Annotated in this window: 14 protein-coding genes; 6 read left to right on the plus strand and 8 right to left on the minus strand. The window is 74.7% G+C overall.

What is annotated here, in order from left to right:
- Positions 1-93: 93 nt before the first annotated feature.
- The 4 genes from MTP10_RS35210 to MTP10_RS35225 form a co-directional block, all read right to left on the minus strand.
- Positions 94-1,116 (minus strand): ABC transporter permease, encoded by a 1,023-nt coding sequence (locus tag MTP10_RS35210; RefSeq protein WP_310715254.1) that lies wholly within the window; start codon positions 1,114-1,116, stop codon positions 94-96.
- Positions 1,116-2,633 (minus strand): sugar ABC transporter ATP-binding protein, encoded by a 1,518-nt coding sequence (locus MTP10_RS35215; protein WP_310715256.1) that lies wholly within the window; start codon positions 2,631-2,633, stop codon positions 1,116-1,118. The genes MTP10_RS35210 and MTP10_RS35215 overlap by 1 nt, the downstream gene beginning before the upstream one ends.
- Positions 2,634-2,729: 96 nt before the next feature.
- The gene (locus MTP10_RS35220; protein ID WP_310715257.1) at positions 2,730-5,318 is read right to left on the minus strand and encodes a LuxR C-terminal-related transcriptional regulator; all 2,589 of its coding nucleotides are present in this window, start codon (positions 5,316-5,318) and stop codon (positions 2,730-2,732) included.
- Entirely contained in the window at positions 5,315-7,387 is a 2,073-nt protein-coding gene (locus tag MTP10_RS35225; protein ID WP_310715258.1) for an AAA family ATPase, read from the minus strand. The genes MTP10_RS35220 and MTP10_RS35225 overlap by 4 nt, the downstream gene beginning before the upstream one ends.
- 195 nt (positions 7,388-7,582) lie before the next feature.
- On the opposite strand from MTP10_RS35225, the gene MTP10_RS35230 reads away from it, so the two are divergent.
- From MTP10_RS35230 to MTP10_RS35240, 3 genes are all read left to right on the plus strand, one after another.
- Positions 7,583-8,926 carry an NAD(P)/FAD-dependent oxidoreductase gene (locus MTP10_RS35230; RefSeq protein WP_310715259.1) on the plus strand — a complete coding sequence of 448 codons (1,344 nt, stop codon included), beginning with the start codon at positions 7,583-7,585 and terminating at the stop codon, positions 8,924-8,926.
- Between the two features lie 41 nt (positions 8,927-8,967).
- Entirely contained in the window at positions 8,968-9,429 is a 462-nt protein-coding gene (locus MTP10_RS35235) for a MarR family transcriptional regulator (protein ID WP_310715260.1), read from the plus strand.
- Between the two features lie 99 nt (positions 9,430-9,528).
- Positions 9,529-11,805 (plus strand): excinuclease ABC subunit UvrA, encoded by a 2,277-nt coding sequence (locus MTP10_RS35240; protein ID WP_310715262.1) that lies wholly within the window; start codon positions 9,529-9,531, stop codon positions 11,803-11,805.
- A gap of 30 nt (positions 11,806-11,835) precedes the next feature.
- Here MTP10_RS35240 and MTP10_RS35245 read toward each other — a convergent pair whose 3' ends face one another.
- Positions 11,836-12,555: an SDR family oxidoreductase gene (locus MTP10_RS35245; protein ID WP_310715263.1), complete on the minus strand. Its 720-nt coding sequence runs from the start codon at positions 12,553-12,555 to the stop codon at positions 11,836-11,838.
- 56 nt (positions 12,556-12,611) lie between these two features.
- Between MTP10_RS35245 and MTP10_RS35250 the strand changes: the two genes are divergently transcribed.
- Positions 12,612-13,121 (plus strand): MarR family transcriptional regulator, encoded by a 510-nt coding sequence (locus tag MTP10_RS35250; RefSeq protein ID WP_310715264.1) that lies wholly within the window; start codon positions 12,612-12,614, stop codon positions 13,119-13,121.
- A gap of 62 nt (positions 13,122-13,183) precedes the next feature.
- Here MTP10_RS35250 and MTP10_RS35255 read toward each other — a convergent pair whose 3' ends face one another.
- Positions 13,184-13,675 carry a MarR family transcriptional regulator gene (locus tag MTP10_RS35255; protein ID WP_310715265.1) on the minus strand — a complete coding sequence of 164 codons (492 nt, stop codon included), beginning with the start codon at positions 13,673-13,675 and terminating at the stop codon, positions 13,184-13,186.
- Positions 13,676-13,772: 97 nt separating this feature from the next.
- Here MTP10_RS35255 and MTP10_RS35260 point away from each other — a divergent pair, with 97 nt between their 5' ends.
- The gene (locus MTP10_RS35260; protein WP_310715267.1) at positions 13,773-15,089 is read left to right on the plus strand and encodes an NAD(P)/FAD-dependent oxidoreductase; all 1,317 of its coding nucleotides are present in this window, start codon (positions 13,773-13,775) and stop codon (positions 15,087-15,089) included.
- Here the strand turns inward: MTP10_RS35260 and MTP10_RS35265 are convergent.
- Together MTP10_RS35265 and MTP10_RS35270 are read right to left on the minus strand one after the other, a co-directional pair.
- Complete coding sequence (locus tag MTP10_RS35265) at positions 15,071-15,922, minus strand: alpha/beta hydrolase (RefSeq protein WP_310715269.1); 852 nt, start codon at positions 15,920-15,922, stop codon at positions 15,071-15,073. The genes MTP10_RS35260 and MTP10_RS35265 overlap by 19 nt on opposite strands.
- Before the next feature lie 48 nt (positions 15,923-15,970).
- The gene (locus MTP10_RS35270) at positions 15,971-16,432 is read right to left on the minus strand and encodes a pyridoxamine 5'-phosphate oxidase family protein (RefSeq protein ID WP_310715270.1); all 462 of its coding nucleotides are present in this window, start codon (positions 16,430-16,432) and stop codon (positions 15,971-15,973) included.
- A gap of 246 nt (positions 16,433-16,678) precedes the next feature.
- Here MTP10_RS35270 and MTP10_RS35275 point away from each other — a divergent pair, with 246 nt between their 5' ends.
- On the plus strand, positions 16,679-19,009 hold the full coding sequence (locus MTP10_RS35275; protein WP_310715272.1) for a DPP IV N-terminal domain-containing protein: 2,331 nt from the start codon (positions 16,679-16,681) through the stop codon (positions 19,007-19,009).
- Positions 19,010-19,011 lie beyond the last annotated feature (2 nt).

Below are 19,011 nucleotides of genomic sequence, written 5' to 3' on the forward strand. Positions count from 1 at the left end.
GCCGGGCCGTCGCGCGTACGGGCCGGGCGGTCGCGCGTACGGGCCGGGCGGCGGCGCGCCTGGAACGGCCGGCGCCCACGGGCGGGGCGGGGCTCATGGGGTTCCCCGGCTCTCCGCCGGGGGACGGGCGCGCAGCCGCCGCCGGGCAGAGAAGCCGACGAGGCCCACCGCCACGAGCAGCGTCAGCCCGTTGAACAGCGGAGTCACCCAGAACTCCGCGCCGAGCTGCCCGAGCCCCGACAGGCCGACGGCCAGGATGGCGACCGCCACCACCGTGCCCAGCGGGTTGGGCCGGCCCGGCCGGATCACGGACGAGCCGAGCAGCGCCGCGGTGAACGCCGGCAGCAGGTAGTCCAGCCCGACGCTCGGGTTGCCGATCTGGTTCTGGGCGGCGAGCAGGACGCCCGCGAAGCCGGTCACCAGCCCGGAGGCGGTGAAGGCCACGCAGACGTGGCGGCGGGTGCGGATGCCGGCCAGTTCGGCGGCCCGCGGGTTGGAGCCGATGACGTACAGGTAGCGCCCGAGGGGGAGGCGTTCGAGGATCACCCACAGCGCCGCCGTCAGCGCCGCGACGTACAGCGCGGGCAGGGGCAGCCCCAGCGCCGTCGCGTCGGTCAGGTTCGTGAACCCGCCGGGCAGCCCCCCGGGGCCCGGCACGATCCGCGCGCCCCCGGTCACCCACCCCGTGATCGCGTACAGCACGCTGCCGGTGCCGAGGGTGGCGATGAACGAGTCGATGCAGGCGAACTCGACGAGCAGCCCGTTGACCGCCCCCGCCAGCGCCCCGCCCGCCAGGACGCCGACGCAGGCCAGCGGCCACGGCCAGCCGGCCGACACGATGAGGCTCAGCGCCACGACGTGCCAGAGGCCGATCCCGTACCCGATGGACAGGTCGAACTTGCCCGTGACGATCGGCACCATCGCGCCCAGCGCCAGGATCGCGGTGATCGCGTTCGTGGACAGCACCACCCGCAGGTTGGCCAGGGTGGGGAAGGTCTGGGGCAGCACCAGGGAGAACACGCCGAACAGCAGGACCGCCAGCGCCAGCAGCCCGTAGGCGCCGACGAGCCTGCCGGGCGCGGACCGGCGCCGGGGTGCCCGGCCTCCGGCGGCCATCAGCGGCTCGTCCCGGTGACGGCGCGGGTGAGCCCGGTGACGGTGAGGGCGTCGCCGGCCGGCTCGGCGGTCACCGCGCCGCGCGTGAGGACGAGCGCGCGGTCGCACACGTGCGTGATCTCCTCGGCGTCGGCCGAGACCAGCACGGCCGCCAGGCCGGCGCTCAGGGCGGCGTCCAGCAGCCGGTAGATCTCGGGCCGGGCCGCGACGTCCACCCCGGCCGTCGGCTCCTCCAGGATCAGCACCCGCCGTCCGGTCCACAGCCAGCGGCCGATCAGCGCCTTCTGCTGGTTGCCGCCCGACAGCGCGGTGAACGGCAGCTCGGTGTCGGCGGGACGGACCCCGAGGCGCGCCAGCAGGCCCGCGGCCCGCGCCCGCTCCTCGCGAGGCCCGATCCAGGTCAGCGGTGAGCCGCCGCGCAGGCGCGGGTTGGCCAGGACGTTCTCCCGGACGGTGAGCCCGGGGGCGGCGCCCTCCTCCAGCCGGTCGCCCGCGACCAGACCGGCACCCGCCTCGACGGCCTCCGGCGCCGACGCCGGCAGGTAGGGCCGCCCGTCCAGCAGCACCCGCCCGTCCAGGACGGGCCGCACGCCGGCCAGCGCCCGCCCCACGTCCACGTGTCCCGCGCCGGCGAGCCCGGTCAGGCCGATCGCCTCGCCGGCCCGCAGGTCGAAGCCGACCGGACCGGCCAGCGCGGTGCGCAGGCCGCGCACGCTCAGCACCACCTCACCCGGCTCCCGGCGCGGCCGGCGGTGGACGGCGGGCTCGCCGCCCACGATGGCGCGCACCAGGTCGTCGTGGTCGATGGGTTCGCCCGCCACGATGGCGCGCTCCAGGTGCCCGTCGCGCAGGACGGCCACGCTGTCGGCCAGCTCGCGCACCTCGGCGAGCCGGTGGCTCACGTACACGACGCCGCGGCCACGGTCGCGCAGCCCGCGCAGCACGCCGAACAGCCGGTCGCGGTCGGCCGCGCCCAGGCTCGCGGTCGGCTCGTCCAGCACGATCACCTCGGTGTCGCGGGCCAGCGCGCGGGCCACGGCGACCAGCGCCCGCTCGGCCCGGGTGAGATCGCCCGCCCGCTCGCCGGGGTCCACCCGGGCGCCGACCGCGTCGAGCGCCACCGCGCAGCGCACGCGCGTCCCGCGTCCGGAGATGAGGCCGCCGCGGCGAGGGTAACCGGCGCCCAGGGCGACGTTCTCCGCGACGGTCATCCAGTCGACCAGGCCGGGGTCCTGGTGGACGAACGACATCCGGCCGGCCGCGGCCCGGCCGCCGAGCGGGTGCCCGGCCACCGTCACCTCCCCGGCGTCGGCGCGGTGCACGCCGGCCAGGATCTTGATCAGGGTGGACTTGCCCGCGCCGTTCCGGCCGAGCAGCGCCAGGACGCTGCCGCGGGCCAGGTCGAGATCGACGCCGTCGAGCGCGGGGATGCCGCCGAACCGCTTGCGCAGCCCGCGGACACGGACAAGCGGCTCCGGCTCGGCCCTGCCGAGATCGTGGCTGGCGCAGTCGTGCACAGGCCCCTCCGCGGGGCTCGGATCGCCCGGCGGGCAAGCTGCGACGGCCCGTCCGATGTTCCGTTCATCGTACTGAACCAAAGGTCAAGGGCTTGTTCAGCCGGCCTGACGAGTGTTCCAGGCGCGGACGATCTGCGCGCGCGAGGTGAAGCCCAGCTTGCGCAGCACGTTCTCGACGTGGTTCTCGGCGGTGCGCTGCGCGATCACCAGCGTCTCGGCGATCTGCCGGTTGCTCAGGCCCCGGGCCACCAGCTCGGCGATCTCCCGTTCCCTGCGGGTCAGCACGGCCGCGACACCGGGCTCCTGCTCGGCGTCACCGGCGTCGAGCAGCAGCCCGTCCTCCAGCGCGTACGCCGCCGCGGCGTCCAGCGTGAGCTCCGAGCCGCGCAGGAAGCCGGCGGTGAAGCCCTCGTCGCCCAGCCCGCGCCGCAGCAGCTGCTCGCACCGGTCGTGCAGGCCCGCCAGGTGGCCGAGCCCCGACAGCGACGTCCCGATCGACCGCCACACCATGTGGGCGGCGCCGAGCAGCTCGGCGGCGCGCGGCCGCGCCCCCTCGCCGGCCAGGATCCACGCCAGCCCCTCCAGGCACTGGGCGAGACCGAGGTGGTCGTGGCAGCGCACCTTGACGCGGATCGCGTCGCGCATCATGGCGGCGGCCGCCGGCGCGTCGCCCAGCCGCCACCGGTCCAGGGCCACGATCCACAGCCCGTACGACACCGACCACTCGGCGCGCTCCCGCCGGGCCGTCTCCAGGACCTCCTCGCACAGCGCGGACGAGCGGGGAGCGTTCATGAACACGGCGGCCATCGCGAGCTGGAGCAGCGTGACCCAGGCGTGGCCCCGGTGGCCGAGCGCCCGCCGCCGCTCCAGCGCCTCCTCCAGCAGTGTGAAGGCGCGCGGGAAGGCGCCCGCGAGCAGCGCCGCGAACCCGGTGATGTGCACCGCCCCGGCCAGATCGGCCTCGTCGCCGAGCCGCTCGGACAGCGCCCGGCACTCCTCCAGCAGCGGCCGCGCGGCGGCGGCGTCGCCCCGCAGCAGCACCAGCCAGGCGTCCACCCAGAGCGCCTTGGCCCGCGCGGAGCCGGGCGCGGTCTCGGCGGCCAGTGCCCGCTCCAGCCAGTGGTGCCCCTCGCTCGGCGACGTCCACGACAGCCGGTGGCTCCACATCGCCGCGCCGATCTCCAGCGCGGCCCACGCCTGCCCCGGCTCGCTCAGGCAGAACTCCAGGGCGGCGCGCACATTGGCCTGTTCGAGGCGGAGCCGGGCCAGCCAGCGCATCTGGTGCTCGCCGAACCACTCGGCCTCGGCCCGCTCGGCCAGCTCGCGGCACCAGTCGCGGTGGCGCAGCCGCAGGGCCGTGCGCCGGCCCGACTCGGCCAGCCGCTCCTCGCCGTACTGGCGCAGCGTCTCCAGCATGTCGTAGCGGGCACCGTACCCGTGCTCCCCGGGCGGCAGGCCCGCCAGGGCCGGATCCTGCTCCCTGCGGAGCACGATCGACTTGTCGACCAGCTCGGTCAGCACGTCGGACACGGCCGCCCCGGCGATCTCGTCCGGGGCGCAGACCCGCTGCGCCGCCTCCAGGTCCCAGCCCCCGGAGAAGACCGACAGCTCCCGCCACAGGGCGCGCTCCCTGGGCGTGCACAGGTCGTAACTCCAGTCGACGAGCGCCCGCAGCGTCCGCTGGCGCGGTATCGCCACCCGGCTGCCCTGGGTGAGCAGCCGGAACCGGTCGTTGAGCCGGTCGAGGATCTGCTCGACCGACAGCACGCGCATCCGGACCGCCGCGAGCTCGATGGCCAGCGGGATCCCGTCGAGCCGCCGGCACAGCCGGGTCACCGCCACGCTGTTGCCCGCGTCGACCGTGAAGTCCGGCACCACGGCCGTCACCCGGTCGGCGAACAGGCTGACCGCCTCCGACAGCACCTCCGGCGCCGGCCCGAGGCCGGCCCCGGGGCCCGCCTCCCCGTCCGTCCCGGCGCCGGCCGCGACCACCCCGGGCCCACCGGACGCCGCTCCGGACGCCGCTCCGGATCTCGTGCCGGACGCGGGTTCGGGGGCCGCTCCGGACGCCGGTCCAGCGACGGGGGCGAGCGCCGGACCGGGCAGCCCGTCCGGCGCGGTCTCCAGGGCTTCCGGCGCGGCCCCCGGGGCAGCCGGTACGGCACCCGGGGCGCCCGGCACCGTCAGCGGCGGCACCTCCAGCACGCTCTCGCCGGCCACGTGCAGCGGCTGCCGGCTGGTGGCGAGAATCCGCACGCCGGGCCCGGCCGCGAGCAGCTCGCCCACCAGAGCGGCGCACTCGGGCAGCAGATGCTCGCAGTTGTCGAGCACCAGGAGCGTCCGCCGGCCGCGCAGGTGCTCGCGCAGCCCCTCCAGGTCGTTGCGGGGACAGCCGATCGCCTGGGCGACCGTCTCGCCGAGCAGCTCCCCGGCGGCCAGCGGGGCGAGGTCGGCCAGCCAGCTCCCGTCAGGGAAGCTCCGCGCCGTCTCGGCGGCCAGCCGCAGCGCCAGCCTCGTCTTCCCGACGCCGCCCACGCCGGTCAGCGTCAGCAGCCGCCCAGCGCAGAGCAGGCGCCGCGCCTCGGTCAGCTCCTGCCGGCGCCCCACGAAACTGGTCAACTCGACGGGCAGGTTCCCCGTTGCCCGTCGCGTCGTCGCCCCCGTGGCCATGTCGGGTTCAGTCATACCCTCCCGGACGCGTGATGAGCCCCCGGCCTGCCGGAACCTGCGAGGGGCCGCGGATCGAGACCCAGCCGGGCGCCCTCCCGGAACGCCGCCTGATACGCCTGGACCCCGAGGGCGCGCCGGGCCCGCGCCACGCACCGCTCATGCCACGGCGCGTGGTACGACAGCCGGAACGGGGAGGCGTCCACGGACTGCCACAGGGCGTGCGCGGCGCCCAGCAGCCGGGCCGCCCGGCCGTGGTCGCCGTGGGCGCCCGCCGCCCACGCCAGCACCTCCACGCACTGCGTCAGGCACCACTTGTCGTCGATGTCGCGGGTGAACTCCGCCGCCTCGCCCACCAGCTCCTCGGCCCGCTGCAGGTCGCCGAGGTTCCACAGCACGATGCCGAGCACGAGCTGCGCGTACGAGCGGGTCACGGGCGCCCCGTGCTCCTCGCACAGCGCCAGCATCTCCTCGCCGCACTCCGCCGCCCGCCCGGGGCTCTGGCTCGCCCCGTACGCCGCCACGTAGTACAGGTTGAACGCCACCCCGTCGAGGTCGCCCGCCGCCCTGTGCAGCGCCAGCGACTCCTCCAGCAGCGCGAGCCCGCGCCCCGGCTCGCCGGCGGAGAACGCGGCCACGCCGCTGGTCCGCACCGCGTACGGGAGCACGTCCGCGAACCCCTCGCGCCGGACCAGCGCCCCGCACTCCTCCAGCCGGGGCGCCGCCGCGGCGGGGTCGCCCTGGCGCAGCGCCAGCATGCTGTACACCCACAGCGCCGTCGCCCGGCCGCGGCCCGGCGCGGTCACCCGCTCCAGGCCGCGTTCCAGCCAGTACCGTCCCTCCGTGGCGGAGCCGGACAGCAGCCAGAACGACCACAGCGACGCGGCCATCTCCAGCCCCACGGCGGGCGGTCCCGGCCCGCCGAGGCACGTCTCGATCGCGGCGCGCAGGTTGGGCAGCTCCCGCCGCAGCAGCCGGTAGCGCTCCAGCTGGTCGGGGACCGTCTCGTGGATCCGGTTGCGGGCCACGAGGTCCCGGTGGTGGCCGATGTAGCGCTCGCGCAGGTCCCGCTCCTCGTCGCCGGCCAGCCGCTCGCAGCCGTACGCGCGGATGGTGTCCAGCATGCGGTATCTGACGCAGCCCTCCGCCTGCTCGCCGATGAGGATCGACTTGTCGACCAGCCCCGCCGCCAGGTCGAGCACCTCGCACCCGTCCACCTCGCCGCCGGCGCACACCGCCTCGGCCGTCTCCAGGCCGGCCCCCGCGGGGAACATCGAGAGCCGGGCCCAGAGCCGCTGCTCGCCGGCCGAGCACAGGCGGTAGCTCCACTCCATGGTCGCGCGCAGCGTCCGCTGCCGCGGCGGCAGCGTGGCCGGCGACGTCACGGCCTGAAGACGCTCGTCCAGCTCGCGCGCCAGCCGGTCCAGCGGCACCGTGCGCAGCCGGGCCGCCGCCAGCTCGATCGCCAGCGGCAGCCCGTCGAGGCGCCGGGCGAGCATGGCCACGTCCGCGGCGTTCTCCCGGGTCAGCCGGAACCCCGGCGAGGCGTCGGCCGCCCGGTCGGCGAACAGCCGCACGGCGTCGTGCCGGGCTATGACGTGCGGCGGCAGCCCCGGGTCCGGAACCGGCAGGGACGGAACCGGGAGCACGTGCTCGCCGTACACGCCCAGCCTCTGCCTGCTCGTGACGAGGAGCCGCAGCCTCGGCGCCTCGCGCAGCACCCGGGCCGCGAAACGGGCGCACGCGTCCAGCAGGTGCTCGCAGTTGTCGAGGACGAGCAGCATCCGCCGCCCGGCCAGGTGGTCCTCCAGCAGCGCCATGGGGTCGGAGTCGCCGTCGCGCAGCCCCAGCGCCGCGGCGACCGTCGGCGCCAGCAGCTCGCCGGCCGCCAGGGAGGAGAGCTGCACGACCTCGACCCCGTCGCGGAAGCCGCCGCGCAGGGTGGCGGCGACCTTGAGCGCCAGGCGGCTCTTGCCGACGCCTCCCGTGCCGGTCAGCGTGAGCAGCCGGGCCCGGGCAAGAGCCTTCCGAGCCGCGGCCACCTCGTGCCTGCGGCCGACGAACGTGGACTCGCTCACCACGGCCATGGATTGACTGCTCCACCGGCCGGCGCCTCCGGGAAGGCTTCCCGCTGAGCAGGCCGGTCGATGCCTTCCAGCCTAGAACCCCGCCCGTCGTCACCTCCCGCGGGTGGCCCCGGAAACGCCAACGGCCGCCATGGATCCGCCCAAGCCGGGGTTGAACCGGCCACGGGACGGCCAGGCACCCGGAGGGAGGAAACGATGCCCAAGCCCAGGATCGTGGTCGTCGGAGCGGGGTTCGGCGGCTACCACTGCCTGCGCGGCCTGGAGAGCCTGCTCCCGCCCGGCGCGGCCGAGCTGGTGCTGGTCAGCCGTACCGACTACCACCTGTACACGCCGCTGCTGCCGCAGGTCGCCGCCGGGACCGTCAACCCGACGGACATCGCCGTGCCGCTGCGGTCGCTGCGGCGCACCCGCCTGTGGACCGGTCAGGTCACCGGCGCCGGCCTGGGCAGCCGCACGGTGACCGTCCGCCACCACGACGGCGGCCTGTCCACCCTCTCCTGGGACCGCCTGGTGCTCGCCCCGGGCAGCGTCACCCGCATCCGCGACGTCCCGGGGCTGCGCGAGTACGCCCACGGCTTCAAGACCCTCATCGAGGCGGTGTACCTGCGCGACCGCGTCCTGGCCCAGCTGGAGCGGGCCGACGGCCTGCCCGACGGGCCGGAGCGGCAGGCGTGCACCACGTTCGTCGTGGTCGGCGCGGGGCTGGCCGGGACGGAGTACGTCGCGCAGATGCGGCTGTTCATGGCGTCCGCGCTGCGCGCCTACCCGCGGCTGCGGGCCGAGCACATCCGCTGGATCCTCGTCGAGCACGGCCACGGCGTCCTGGAGCATCTGCCGCCGCGCCTGTCGCAGCACGCGCTGGCCGTCCTGCGCTCGCGCGGCGTCGAGGTGCGGCTGGGCACCCTGGTGGACCGGCTCACCCCCGACACCGCGCACCTCAGCGACGGCACCACGGTGCCGTGCCGGCTGCTGGTGTGGACGGCCGGCGTCACCGGCAGCCCGCTCGTCGAGGACCTGGGGCTGTCCCTGGACAGGGGCCGGCTCACCGTGGGCGCCGGCCTGGCCGTGCCGGGGCACCCGGACGTCTTCGCGCTGGGCGACGCCGCGGCCGTGCCCGACCTCGGCCGCCCCGGCTCGGTGTGCCCGCAGACGGCCCAGCACGCCATGCGCCAGGGCCGGGCCGCGGCACGCAACGTCGCGGCGAGCCTGGGACACGGCAGGGCCCGGCCGTACCGGCACCGCGACCTCGGCACCGTCGCGGCCCTCGGGGGGGCCCAGGCCGCCGCCGCGCCGCTCGGCCTGCCCGTCACCGGTCCACCGGCCAAGGCCGTCACCGGCGGCTACCACCTGTACGCTCTGCCCGGCGCGGGCAACCGGCTGCGCGTGGCCACCGACTGGGCGCTCAACGCACTGCTCGGCCGCAACACGGTCAGCCTCGGCCTGGTCCCCGACGCCGCGGCCGGGCTCGTCCGCGCCGAGCAGCTCGGCATCGACCCGCCGCCCGAGCACTCTCCCGCCCCCTCGCGGCCGCCGGTGTGACAGGACGCGGCAACCCATCAGATTTGATGTATTGTGGGGGCATGAACGCTGTGGACCTGTTCCTGCTGGGGCGCACGCTGATGAAGATCGGCGAGGAGGCCATGCCGACGGAGGGCATCGGGCCGCAGACCACGAGCGTGCGCACCGTCCTCATCGTCGTCAGCGACGTCCGGAGCCATCCCGACACCTCGGTGGGCGAGATCGTCGCCCGCACCGGCCTGCCGCAGAGCGCCGTGTCGGCCTCCGTGGCCCGCCTGCGCGAGGCGGGCGCCGTGGTGACCGAGCCCGACCCCCGCGACCGGCGCAGGACCGTGATCAGGCACGCGCCCCAGCTGTCCGACCGGGTGGCCGAGGTGCGCGCGGCGCCGATCGAGCCCGCATTGGCGCTCGCGCTGGGCGGCGCGGAACCCGCCGGCCACACCGAGGTCACGGAGGTCACGGCCCTGCTGGAGGCCCTCGCCGCCCGCCTCACCCCCGACTCCCTGGCCCGTCTCAGACCCTGACTCTTCCCGGCGTCCCTCCGGTTTGAGGGTTCGGCACCAATCTTTCCTGGTGCCCGCGCCGAAAGTCTCAACGGGGAGGTCAATGACACACTTGCAGGCATGCCTTCCTCCCTCCCCAGCAAGCTGGCCGCCGACAGCCACGACGTCATCCAGGTGCGCGGCGCCAGGGAGAACAACCTGGCGGGTGTCTCCCTCGACATCCCCAAGCGGCGCCTGACGGTGTTCACCGGCGTCTCCGGCTCCGGCAAGTCGTCGCTCGTCTTCGACACGATCGCCGCGGAGTCCCGCCGGCTCATCAACGAGACCTACACCGCGTTCCTCCAGAACTTCATGCCCTCCCAGGCCCGCCCGGACGTCGACGCGCTGCGCAACCTCAGCGCCGCGATCATCGTGGACCAGGAGCGGATGGGCGCCAACGCCCGCTCGACCGTCGGCACCGCCACCGACTGCCACACCATGCTGCGGATCATGTTCAGCCGTCTCGGCGCGCCGCACGCCGGCCCGCCCTTCGCCTTCAGCTTCAACCGGGCCGAGGGCATGTGTCCCGTGTGCGAGGGGCTCGGCAAGACCTCCGAGATCGACGTGGACGAGTTGGTGGACCGCGACCTGTCCCTGAACGAGGGCGCGATCAAGGCCCCGGGCTTCGCCAAGGACACGTGGTACTGGCAGCTCTACGCCAAGACCGGTCTGTTCGACCCGGACGCCCCGCTGCGCGACTACACCACGGAGCAGTGGGAGGACTTCCTCCACAAGCCCGCCACCAAGATCAAGATGGGCTCCAACACGTTCACCTACGAGGGACTCGTCACCAAGGTCCGGCGCCTGTACCTCGCCAAGGACCGCGAGTCGATGCAGACGGCGGCGCGCGCCTTCGCCGACCGGGCGGTCAAGCTCGCCCCCTGCTCCGCCTGCGACGGCACCCGGCTCAACGACGCCGCCCGCGCCAGCCTCGTCGCCGGACGCAGCATCGCCGACTGCTCGGCCATGCAGATCGACGAGCTGGCCGCGTTCGTCCGCGGCATCCGGGACGCCTCGGTCAAGCCGCTGCTCGACACGCTCCTGGAGACGCTGGACTCGCTCGTCGAGATCGGTCTCGGCTACCTGAGCCTGGACCGCGAGTCCTCCACCCTGTCCGGCGGCGAGGCCCAGCGCGTCAAGATGGTGCGGCACCTCACCTCCAGCCTCACCGACATCACGTACGTCTTCGACGAGCCGACCGCCGGGCTGCACCCGCACGACATCCAGCGCATGAACGGCCTGCTGCTGCGGCTGCGCGACAAGGGCAACACGGTGCTCGTCGTCGAGCACAAGCCGGAGACCATCGCCATCGCCGACCACGTCGTGGACCTCGGCCCCGGCGCCGGCGCCCAGGGCGGCCACGTCTGCTACGCCGGCGACCTCGACGGGCTGCGCGCCTCCGGCACGCTGACCGGCCGCTACCTCAGCCACCGCGTCAAGCTGCGCCAGGACGCCCGCCGCCCCACCGGCCACCTGCCCGTCCGCGGCGCCACGCGGCACAACCTGCGCGACGTGAGCGTGGACCTCCCGCTCGGCGTCCTCACCGTCGTCACGGGCGTGGCCGGCTCGGGCAAGAGCTCGCTCATCCACGGGTACGTCGCGGGACGCGAGGGCGTCGTGGTCGCCGACCAGTCGCCGATCCGCGGGTCGCGCCGCAGCAACCCGGCCACCTACACGGGGCTGCTCGACCCGATCCGGACGGCGTTCGCCAAGGCCAACGGGGTGAAGGCGAGCCTGTTCAGCGCCAACTCCGAGGGCGCCTGCCCGGCCTGCAAGGGCATCGGCCTCGTCTACACGGACCTGGCCATGATGGCCGAGGTGGCGTCGGTGTGCGAGGAGTGCGAGGGCAGGCGGTTCACGTCGGAGGTCCTCGCGTACCGGCTGCGGGGCCGCGACATCAGCGAGGTGCTCGCCATGCCGGTGGCGCAGGCGCTCGAGTTCTTCGGCTCCGGCCAGGCGCGGACGATCCTCGACCGGCTCGCCGCCGCCGGCCTCGGCTACCTCACGCTCGGGCAGCCGCTCACCACCCTGTCGGGCGGCGAGCGGCAGCGGCTCAAGCTGGCCGTCAACATGGCCCGCAACGGCACGACGTACGTCCTGGACGAGCCGACCACCGGCCTGCACCTGGCGGACGTGGACCAGCTGCTCGGGCTGCTGGACCGGCTGGTGGACGACGGCAACACGGTGATCGTCATCGAGCATCACCAGGCGGTGATGGCCCACGCCGACTGGATCGTGGACCTGGGACCGGGAGCCGGCCACGACGGCGGCCAGGTGGTGTTCTCGGGGACCCCGGCCGACCTGGTGGCCACGGGCACCTCCCTGACGGCCGATCACCTGCGGCTCTACGTGTCCTGAGCGCCCCGTGGCGTCAACCAACGGCTGAGGCTAGCGTGTGGTGAAGGCGCCGCCGTTGACGTGGATGGTCTGTCCCGTGATGTGGCGCGCACCGGGCGAGGCGAGGAAGAAGACGGTCTGCGCGATGTCGCTGGGCGTGCCCGGCCGCTTGAGCAGCGTCTCCTCGACGAGCGCCTGGTGGCGCGCCTCCGTCATGCCGCCGCCGAAGAAGCCGGTGCCGGTCACGTAGCCGGAGGAGATGACGTTGCAGGTGATGTCGCGCGGGCCGAGCTCGGCGGCGAGCGCGGCGTTCCAGGCGGCCAGCGCCGCCTTGGCCGCGCCGTAGGAGCCGCCGCGGCGTTCCGCGCCGATCGTCCCGATGCTGACGATCGAGGAGCCCGCGGTCAGCTTGTCGCGGACCGCGGCGGTGGTGAGGACCGCGGTGAACAGGTTGGTCGACACGCTCGACTGCCACTCGGCGGCCAGCGCCTCCAGGGGCGGCATCCCGGCCGGGGGCGTCTCCGGCAGTCCACCGGCGGTGTTGACGAGCACGTCGAGCGGGCCGTCCAGCCGCGCGCCGAGCTCGGCGACCTGGTCGGGCATGGTCGCGTCGCAGGCGATGCCGTGCACGCCCAGCTCCTTGGCGGCCGGCTCGACGGTGTCGGGGCGCCGCCCGGTGATGTGGACCTCCGCGCCGTCGGCCGCGAAGAGCGCGGCGACGGCGCGCCCGATGCCGCTGGTGCCTCCGGTGACGAGGACAGTTCTGGTCACGCTTCCTCCCTCGGGCGGTGTTATCGTTTAGGTCTAAACATAGCGGAGGGCCGACAGTGACCGACAACCCGGCCGAGCCGGCGGAGATCGCGGCGGCCTGGCAGCGCGAGCGTCCGGGCACGCCCACGGACTCCATCGAGATCGTCACGCCCATCTGGCGGCTGGCGAAGATGTTCGCCGACGACCGCGTCCGTGTCCTGCGCGCGGCCGGCATCGACGCGGCCACGCTCGACCTGCTGTCGGTGATCCGCCGCTCAGGCCCGCCGTACACGCTGTCCACCCGCGAGCTGGCCGGCCGCACCCTGGTGACGGCCGGCGCGATCTCCCAGCGCGTCGCCCGCGCGGAGCGTGACGGTCTGGTGCGGCGGGCATCGGGCGCGACGGGGCGCAAGAGCGTCGACGTGTCGCTGACGGACGAGGGACACGCGCTGATCGAGCGATCGGTCGACTCGGTGCTCAGCCGTGAGGCCGGCCTGGTCGCGGGCCTGTCCGAGGACGAACGGGCCACGCTCGTGCGCCTGCTGGCGAAGCTCACGACCGACGTGCGGCGACGACAGGGGCTGTAGCGCGGCGTGCCGCCGGGCACCACCATTCCGGCGCGAGGGCGCGCCCCCTCCGCGTGGTGCGGCTACCGGCGCGCGCCCCGCCGTCTTGCCGACGGCTGGGCGCGCACCCGCTCCACGTGCCGCTCGTACATCTCGCGTGAGCGGCGCAGGAAGGCGGCCACCCGCTCCAGCTCCTCGGGCGTGAAGTCCTCCATCATGGTCTCGCCCTCGGCGACGAACGGGCCGTACAGGTCCCACGTCCTGGCGCCGGCCTCCTCGGTGATCCGCACGACGACCTTGCGGCGGTCGGAGGGGTCGGGGGAGCGGGTGAGGTAGCCGAGCTTCTCCAGCCGGTCGAGCATCGCGGTGACGCTGCCCGTGGTCAGGCCGAGCGCCGGCCCCAGCACGCTCGGGATGACCGGGCCCTGGGCGAGGATCTCCAGGCACCTCAGGTCCGTACGGTTCACGCCGAGGACGCCGGCGGCCGCCTCGTCGAAGGAGTCGACCGCGGCCTGCATCAGCCGCATCTCCTCACCGACGGCGTCGCGGAGCTCGCCCGGAATTCTCCTTGACATTCAAGCCTCTCGAACTTCAAGATAAAGACGTCTCGAACATCAAGATACATGACGAACGAGACGAATCCCTTCCCTTGTGCCTCGGAGAGGACCTGTCATGCGTGTCATCATCATCGGCGCCGGCACCGGCGGCATGTGCCTGGCCCACGGCCTGCGCCGGGCCGGCGTCCCCGTGGCCGTCTACGAGCGCGACCGCACCCGCGCCGACGGCCTGCACGGCTACCGCGTCGGCATCGACCCCACCGGCAACCGGGCGCTGAAGGAGTGCCTGCCGCCCGAGCTGTTCGACACCTTCGCCGCCACCTGCGCCCGCGCCCCGCGCTTCTTCAACGTCCTCACCGAGAAGCGCGGCACCACGGCGTCCTTCCCGCTCCGCCCCGAGGACGACGACCCGGTCGACACCGAGCGCTCGGTGTCGCGGATGACGCTGCGCCAGGTGCTGCTGACCGGCATGGAGGACGTCGTCCACTTCGGCAAGGAGTTCACCCGCTACGAGCGCAACGCCGACGGCACCGTCACCGCCTTCTTCGCCGACGGCGGCAGCGCGACCGGGGACGTGCTCGTCGCCGCCGACGGCACCGGCTCCCGCGTACGCCGGCAGTACCTCCCGCACGCCCAGATCAGGGACAGCGGCATCATCGCCATCTCCGCCAAGGTGCCGATCACCGAGGAGACGCGGCGGCTGCTCACGCCGGAGATGTTCTACGGCATCTCGGCGATGTTCGCGCCCAGGGGCATGTTCTGCATCTGGCACGTCATGGAGTTCAAGTGGGGCCGCGAGGGCGGGATCAAGCACGACGTGGGCGGCAGCGAACGGGAGCTGATCGAGCGCTGGCCGGGCCTGCTCTACGACAACACACGCGACTACATCAACTGGGGCCTGTCGGCCGCCGCCTCCCGCTTCCCCGCCGGGATCATGGACCTGCGGGGCGCCGACCTCGTGGACGTCGCCCTCGGCATGACCGGGGACTGGCACCCGGACCTGCGCCGCCTGTTCACGCTGGCCGACCCCGGGAGCTGCTTCCCGATCAACATCCGCACCTCCGTCCCGGTCGACCCCTGGCCCACCACGAACGTCACGCTGCTCGGCGACGCGATCCACACGATGACCCCCGGCCAGGGCGTCGGGGCCAACACCGCGCTGCGCGACGCCATGCTGCTGTGCCGGGAGCTGGCCGGCGGCAAGCCGGTGCTCGACGCCGTCGCCGCCTACGAACGCCAGATGATCCCGTACGGCTTCGCCCGCGTGAAGGACTCGCTGAGCCGCATGGACGGCGACGGCGCCGCGCACAAGCCGGTCATCGGCCGCGCCCTGCTGGCCGGGATGCGCGGCTACTTCACCGTGGTGGACCGCGTGCCGGCCCTCAAGCGCAAGTTCGTCGACGACCTGTACGCCTACCGCGGGGCCGAGTGACTGTCCCGGCCGCCGAGCATGCCGGCGATGTCCCGGAAGAGCCGCTCGTGGGCGGCGGCGGCCTCGGGCGAGGTGAGGTCCATGTTCTGGATGAAGCCGTGGACGAGCCCCGGCTCCTGCCGGTGCGTCACCCGCACCCCCGCCTCGGCCAGCCGCCGCGCGTACGCGTCGCCTTCGTCGCGCAGCGGGTCGTGCTCGGCCGTGACGACGACGCTGTCCGGCATGCCGCGCAGGTCCGCGGCCGTCAGAGGGCTCGCCCGCGGATCGTCACGGACCTCCGGGCCGGACGTCCACTGGCTCACCGCCCAGGACAGGAAGCCGGCGTCGAGCCCGTACCCGGACCCCTTCTCCGCGACGCTGGGCATCGACAGCGTCAGGTCGGTGTTCGGGCAGATGAGGATCTGCGCGGCCGGCAGCGGCCCGCCCTCGTCCCGCAGCCGCAGGCACGCCATCGTCGCCACGTACCCGCCCGCGCTGTCACCGGCCACCGCCGCCGGCCGGGCCCACCGCAGCACCGCGACCGCGTCGTCCACGGCCGCGGGGTAGGGGTGCTCGGGGGCGCGCCGGTAGTCCACGGCCAGCACCTCGACGTCGCAGCGCGCGGCGAGGCGCCGGCAGGTGCGGTCGTGGGTGTCCAGGTCGCCGATCACCCAGGCCCCGCCGTGCAGGAACACCACCAGCGGCCGCGCCTCGGGGGAGGGCCGGTAGTGGCGGAGCCGGAGCCCGCCGGGCCCCTCCACGTCGCCGACGGCGGCCAGCTCCGGCCCCCGGGGGCGCCGGGCCGCCCGCAGGGCCGAGTCCCTGCGCAGCTGGAAGACGTCTGGAACGGTCATGACGCGCCATCCTAGAGGCCGCCGCCCCGGAGACGCGGGTACGGTGCCTCAGGCCACGGTCCAGCGGCCCTCGCGCATCAGCTCGCGGCCCTTCAGCTCGTTCTCCTCCCGCCACGCCAGGATCCGCAGCGGCGTGACGCGGAAGTAGAGGTACGGCGTCGAGAGCGCGCGCGGGTCGAAGCCCGTCTTGACGGCGAAGGCGTCGCCCTCCTCCTCCCGCAGCTTGGCGGGCGGCACGGTCTCGACGGACCCCTCGATCACGGTCACGTCGCGGGTGTGGCCGAGCCCGAGCTGGACCCGCCCGCTGTGCCGCAGGTTGCGGCCCGTGGGGCTGTCCGCCGCCGTGGACAGGAGCAGGGTGGCGCCGTCCCACAGGAACGACAGCGGCACCAGGTGCGGCTGCCAGCCGTCGGGGCCGGCGGTGGACACCCAGGCGTCGACGTCACCGGCGAGCCGGTCGAGGACGTCCTGCTTGCGCCGGAGTGCGGTACGGGGCGGAGCCGGGGTCATCGGTGTGTTCTCCTTCACGCGCGTGTGCCGTCATGACTCTGGCACATCCGGGCGGGCGGATGTGACGGCTCCCGCTCACCGTCCGCGCGAGCGCATGTCACGGCCCCCGCCCGCCGCCGCGCGTGCGTGTCAGCGATCTGTCAACGATCGCTCAGGCGGCTGTCGGCGGCCTCCGCGAGCATCACGGTGACCCGCCAGAGGGGGCCGCGGACACGACGCGGTCCCCGCAGGAGAGGAACGACCGCCATGACGCCGCCCCACATCTCGCCCGGCACCCCGGCACGCCTGGACGCGTCCGCCTACCAGGCCGCCGAGCTGCTGCTCCGCCACAACCGCCGCCGGCTCGTCCGCGGCGGCGAGATCACGCCCCGGTGGATCGACGGGGGAGCCCGCTTCTGGTACGCGGTGGACGCCGCCGAGGGCACGCGGTTCGTCCTCGTGGACCCGGAGGCGGGCACGCGGCAGCCCGCGTTCGACCACGACAAGGTCGCGGCCGCGCTGGCGGAGGCGTCGGGACAGCAGGTGGACGCCCGCGCGCTGCCGATCGCCGCCCTCGACGTCCTCACCGGCCCGCCGGGCGGGGACGACGGGGGGAGCGGGGATGTCGAGTTCGACGCGTTCGGGGAGCGCTGGCGGTGCCGGGCCGACGGCTCGGCGTGCGAGCGCGTCCCGGGCCCGCCGCCGACCGGCCCCCTGGAGGCGCGCTCGCCCGACGGGCGGCTCGCGGTGTTCCGCCGCGGCCACGACCTGTGGGTCCGTTCCCTGGAGGACGGCGGGGAACGGCCGCTGACCTCCGACGGCGACGCCGGCCACGACTACGGCGCGAGCCCCGACTTCTTCATGTACTCCCCGTTCCTTAAGCGCCTCGGCCTGCCGCACGCGCCTCCCGCGGTGGCCTGGTCCCCCGACTCCACCCGCGTGCTGACGCACCGCACCGTCCAGGACGGCGTACGGCTCACGCACCTGGTCGAGGCAGCGCCGGCGGACGGCGGCGAGCCGCGGCTGGTGACGCTGCGCCAGCCGTACCCCGGTGACGAGAGGCTTCCGGAGGCCGAGCTGGTCGTGCTCGACGTGGCCACGGGCGCGGCCGTGCCCGCCCGCGCGGAGCCTGAGGCCATGCCGACGATGTCGCCGATCCTGCTGAGATGGGCGTGGTGGTCGGAGGACGGCTCGGCCGTCCACTACCTGAGCCGCTCCCGGGACGCGCGGACCCTGCGGCTGCGCCGGCTCGACCCGGCCACCGGCGAGGTGACGACCCTGGTGGAGGAGAGCGGGGCCACGCGGGTGGAGCCGGCGCAGCGGCTCGACCGGCCCCACCTCGTGCGCGTCCTGTCCGGCGGGGACTCCGGCGGGGACGAGGTGCTGTGGTACTCGCAGCGTGACGGCTGGGGCCACCTCTACCTGTACGACGCGCGCACCGGCGAGCTCCGCCACCAGGTGACGTCGGGGGAGTGGGCGGTCCAGGAGATCCTGCACGTGGACGAGGCGCGCCGGGTCGTCACCTTCACCGCCTCCGGGCTCGTCCCCGACGACCCGTACCGCCGTACCGTGTGCCGGGCCGGGCTGGACGGCTCCGGCGTGGAGCGGATCACCGGTGACGACCTGGACCACGCGGCCGTCGTGCCGCCCGGCGGCGGGTACGTCGTGGACACCGCCTCCACCACCGGCACGCCCCCTGTGACCCGCGTGCTCGGCCGGGACGGGAGCGTGCTGGTCGAGCTGGAGCGCGCCGACATCACCGGGCTCGTCGCGGCCGGCTGGAGCGCGCCCGAGCGATTCCGCGTCAAGGCGGCGGACGGGCGGACCGACGTGTACGGGGTGCTGCACCGGCCGCACGGGTTCGACCCCGCCCGGCGGTATCCGGTGCTGCACCACCTGTACCCCTTCCCGGCCGTGACCCGGGTGAGCCCCTCGTTCGACCCCGGCTGGCACGGCTACGACGCCGAGGCGGTGGCGGCGCTCGGGTTCGTCGTGATCGCCCTCGACGGGCGCGGGACGCCGGGGCGCAGCAAGGAGTTCCACGACGCGTCGTACCGGCGGCTCGGCGACGGCGGTCTGGACGACCACGTCGCCGCCCTCCGCGAGCTCGGCGCGGACCGCCCGTGGATGGACCTCGATCGGGTGGGGGTGTTCGGCATCTCCGCGGGCGGTCACGCCGCCGTCCGGGCCATGCTCGGCCATCCGGACGTCTTCACGGTGGGGGTGGCCGAAGCCGGTCCGCACGACGCCCGGTTCGGCGATCCGGGCACGACGGAGGCGTACAACGGGCCGTACGACGAGGAGACGTATGCCGCCGCGTCCAACGTGGACCTCGCCGACCGGCTCGCCGGCAGGCTGCTGCTCGTCCACGGCGGCCTCGACACGCAGGTCTCGCCGCACCAGACGCTGCGCCTGGCCGAGCGGCTCATCGCCGCGGACAAGGACTTCGAGCTGCTGGTGGTGCCGGGGGCCGACCACGTGTTCGCCGGGTACGAGCACTACGTCAACCGCCGCAAGTGGGACTTCCTCGTACGGCACCTGCTCGGCGTCGAGCCGCCGCGGGACCACCGCCTCACCCCGGTGCCCCCGGGCAGCTAGCC

The organism is Nonomuraea sp. 3-1Str (genome assembly GCF_031570565.1).
Taxonomy (GTDB): Bacteria; Actinomycetota; Actinomycetes; order Streptosporangiales; family Streptosporangiaceae; genus Nonomuraea.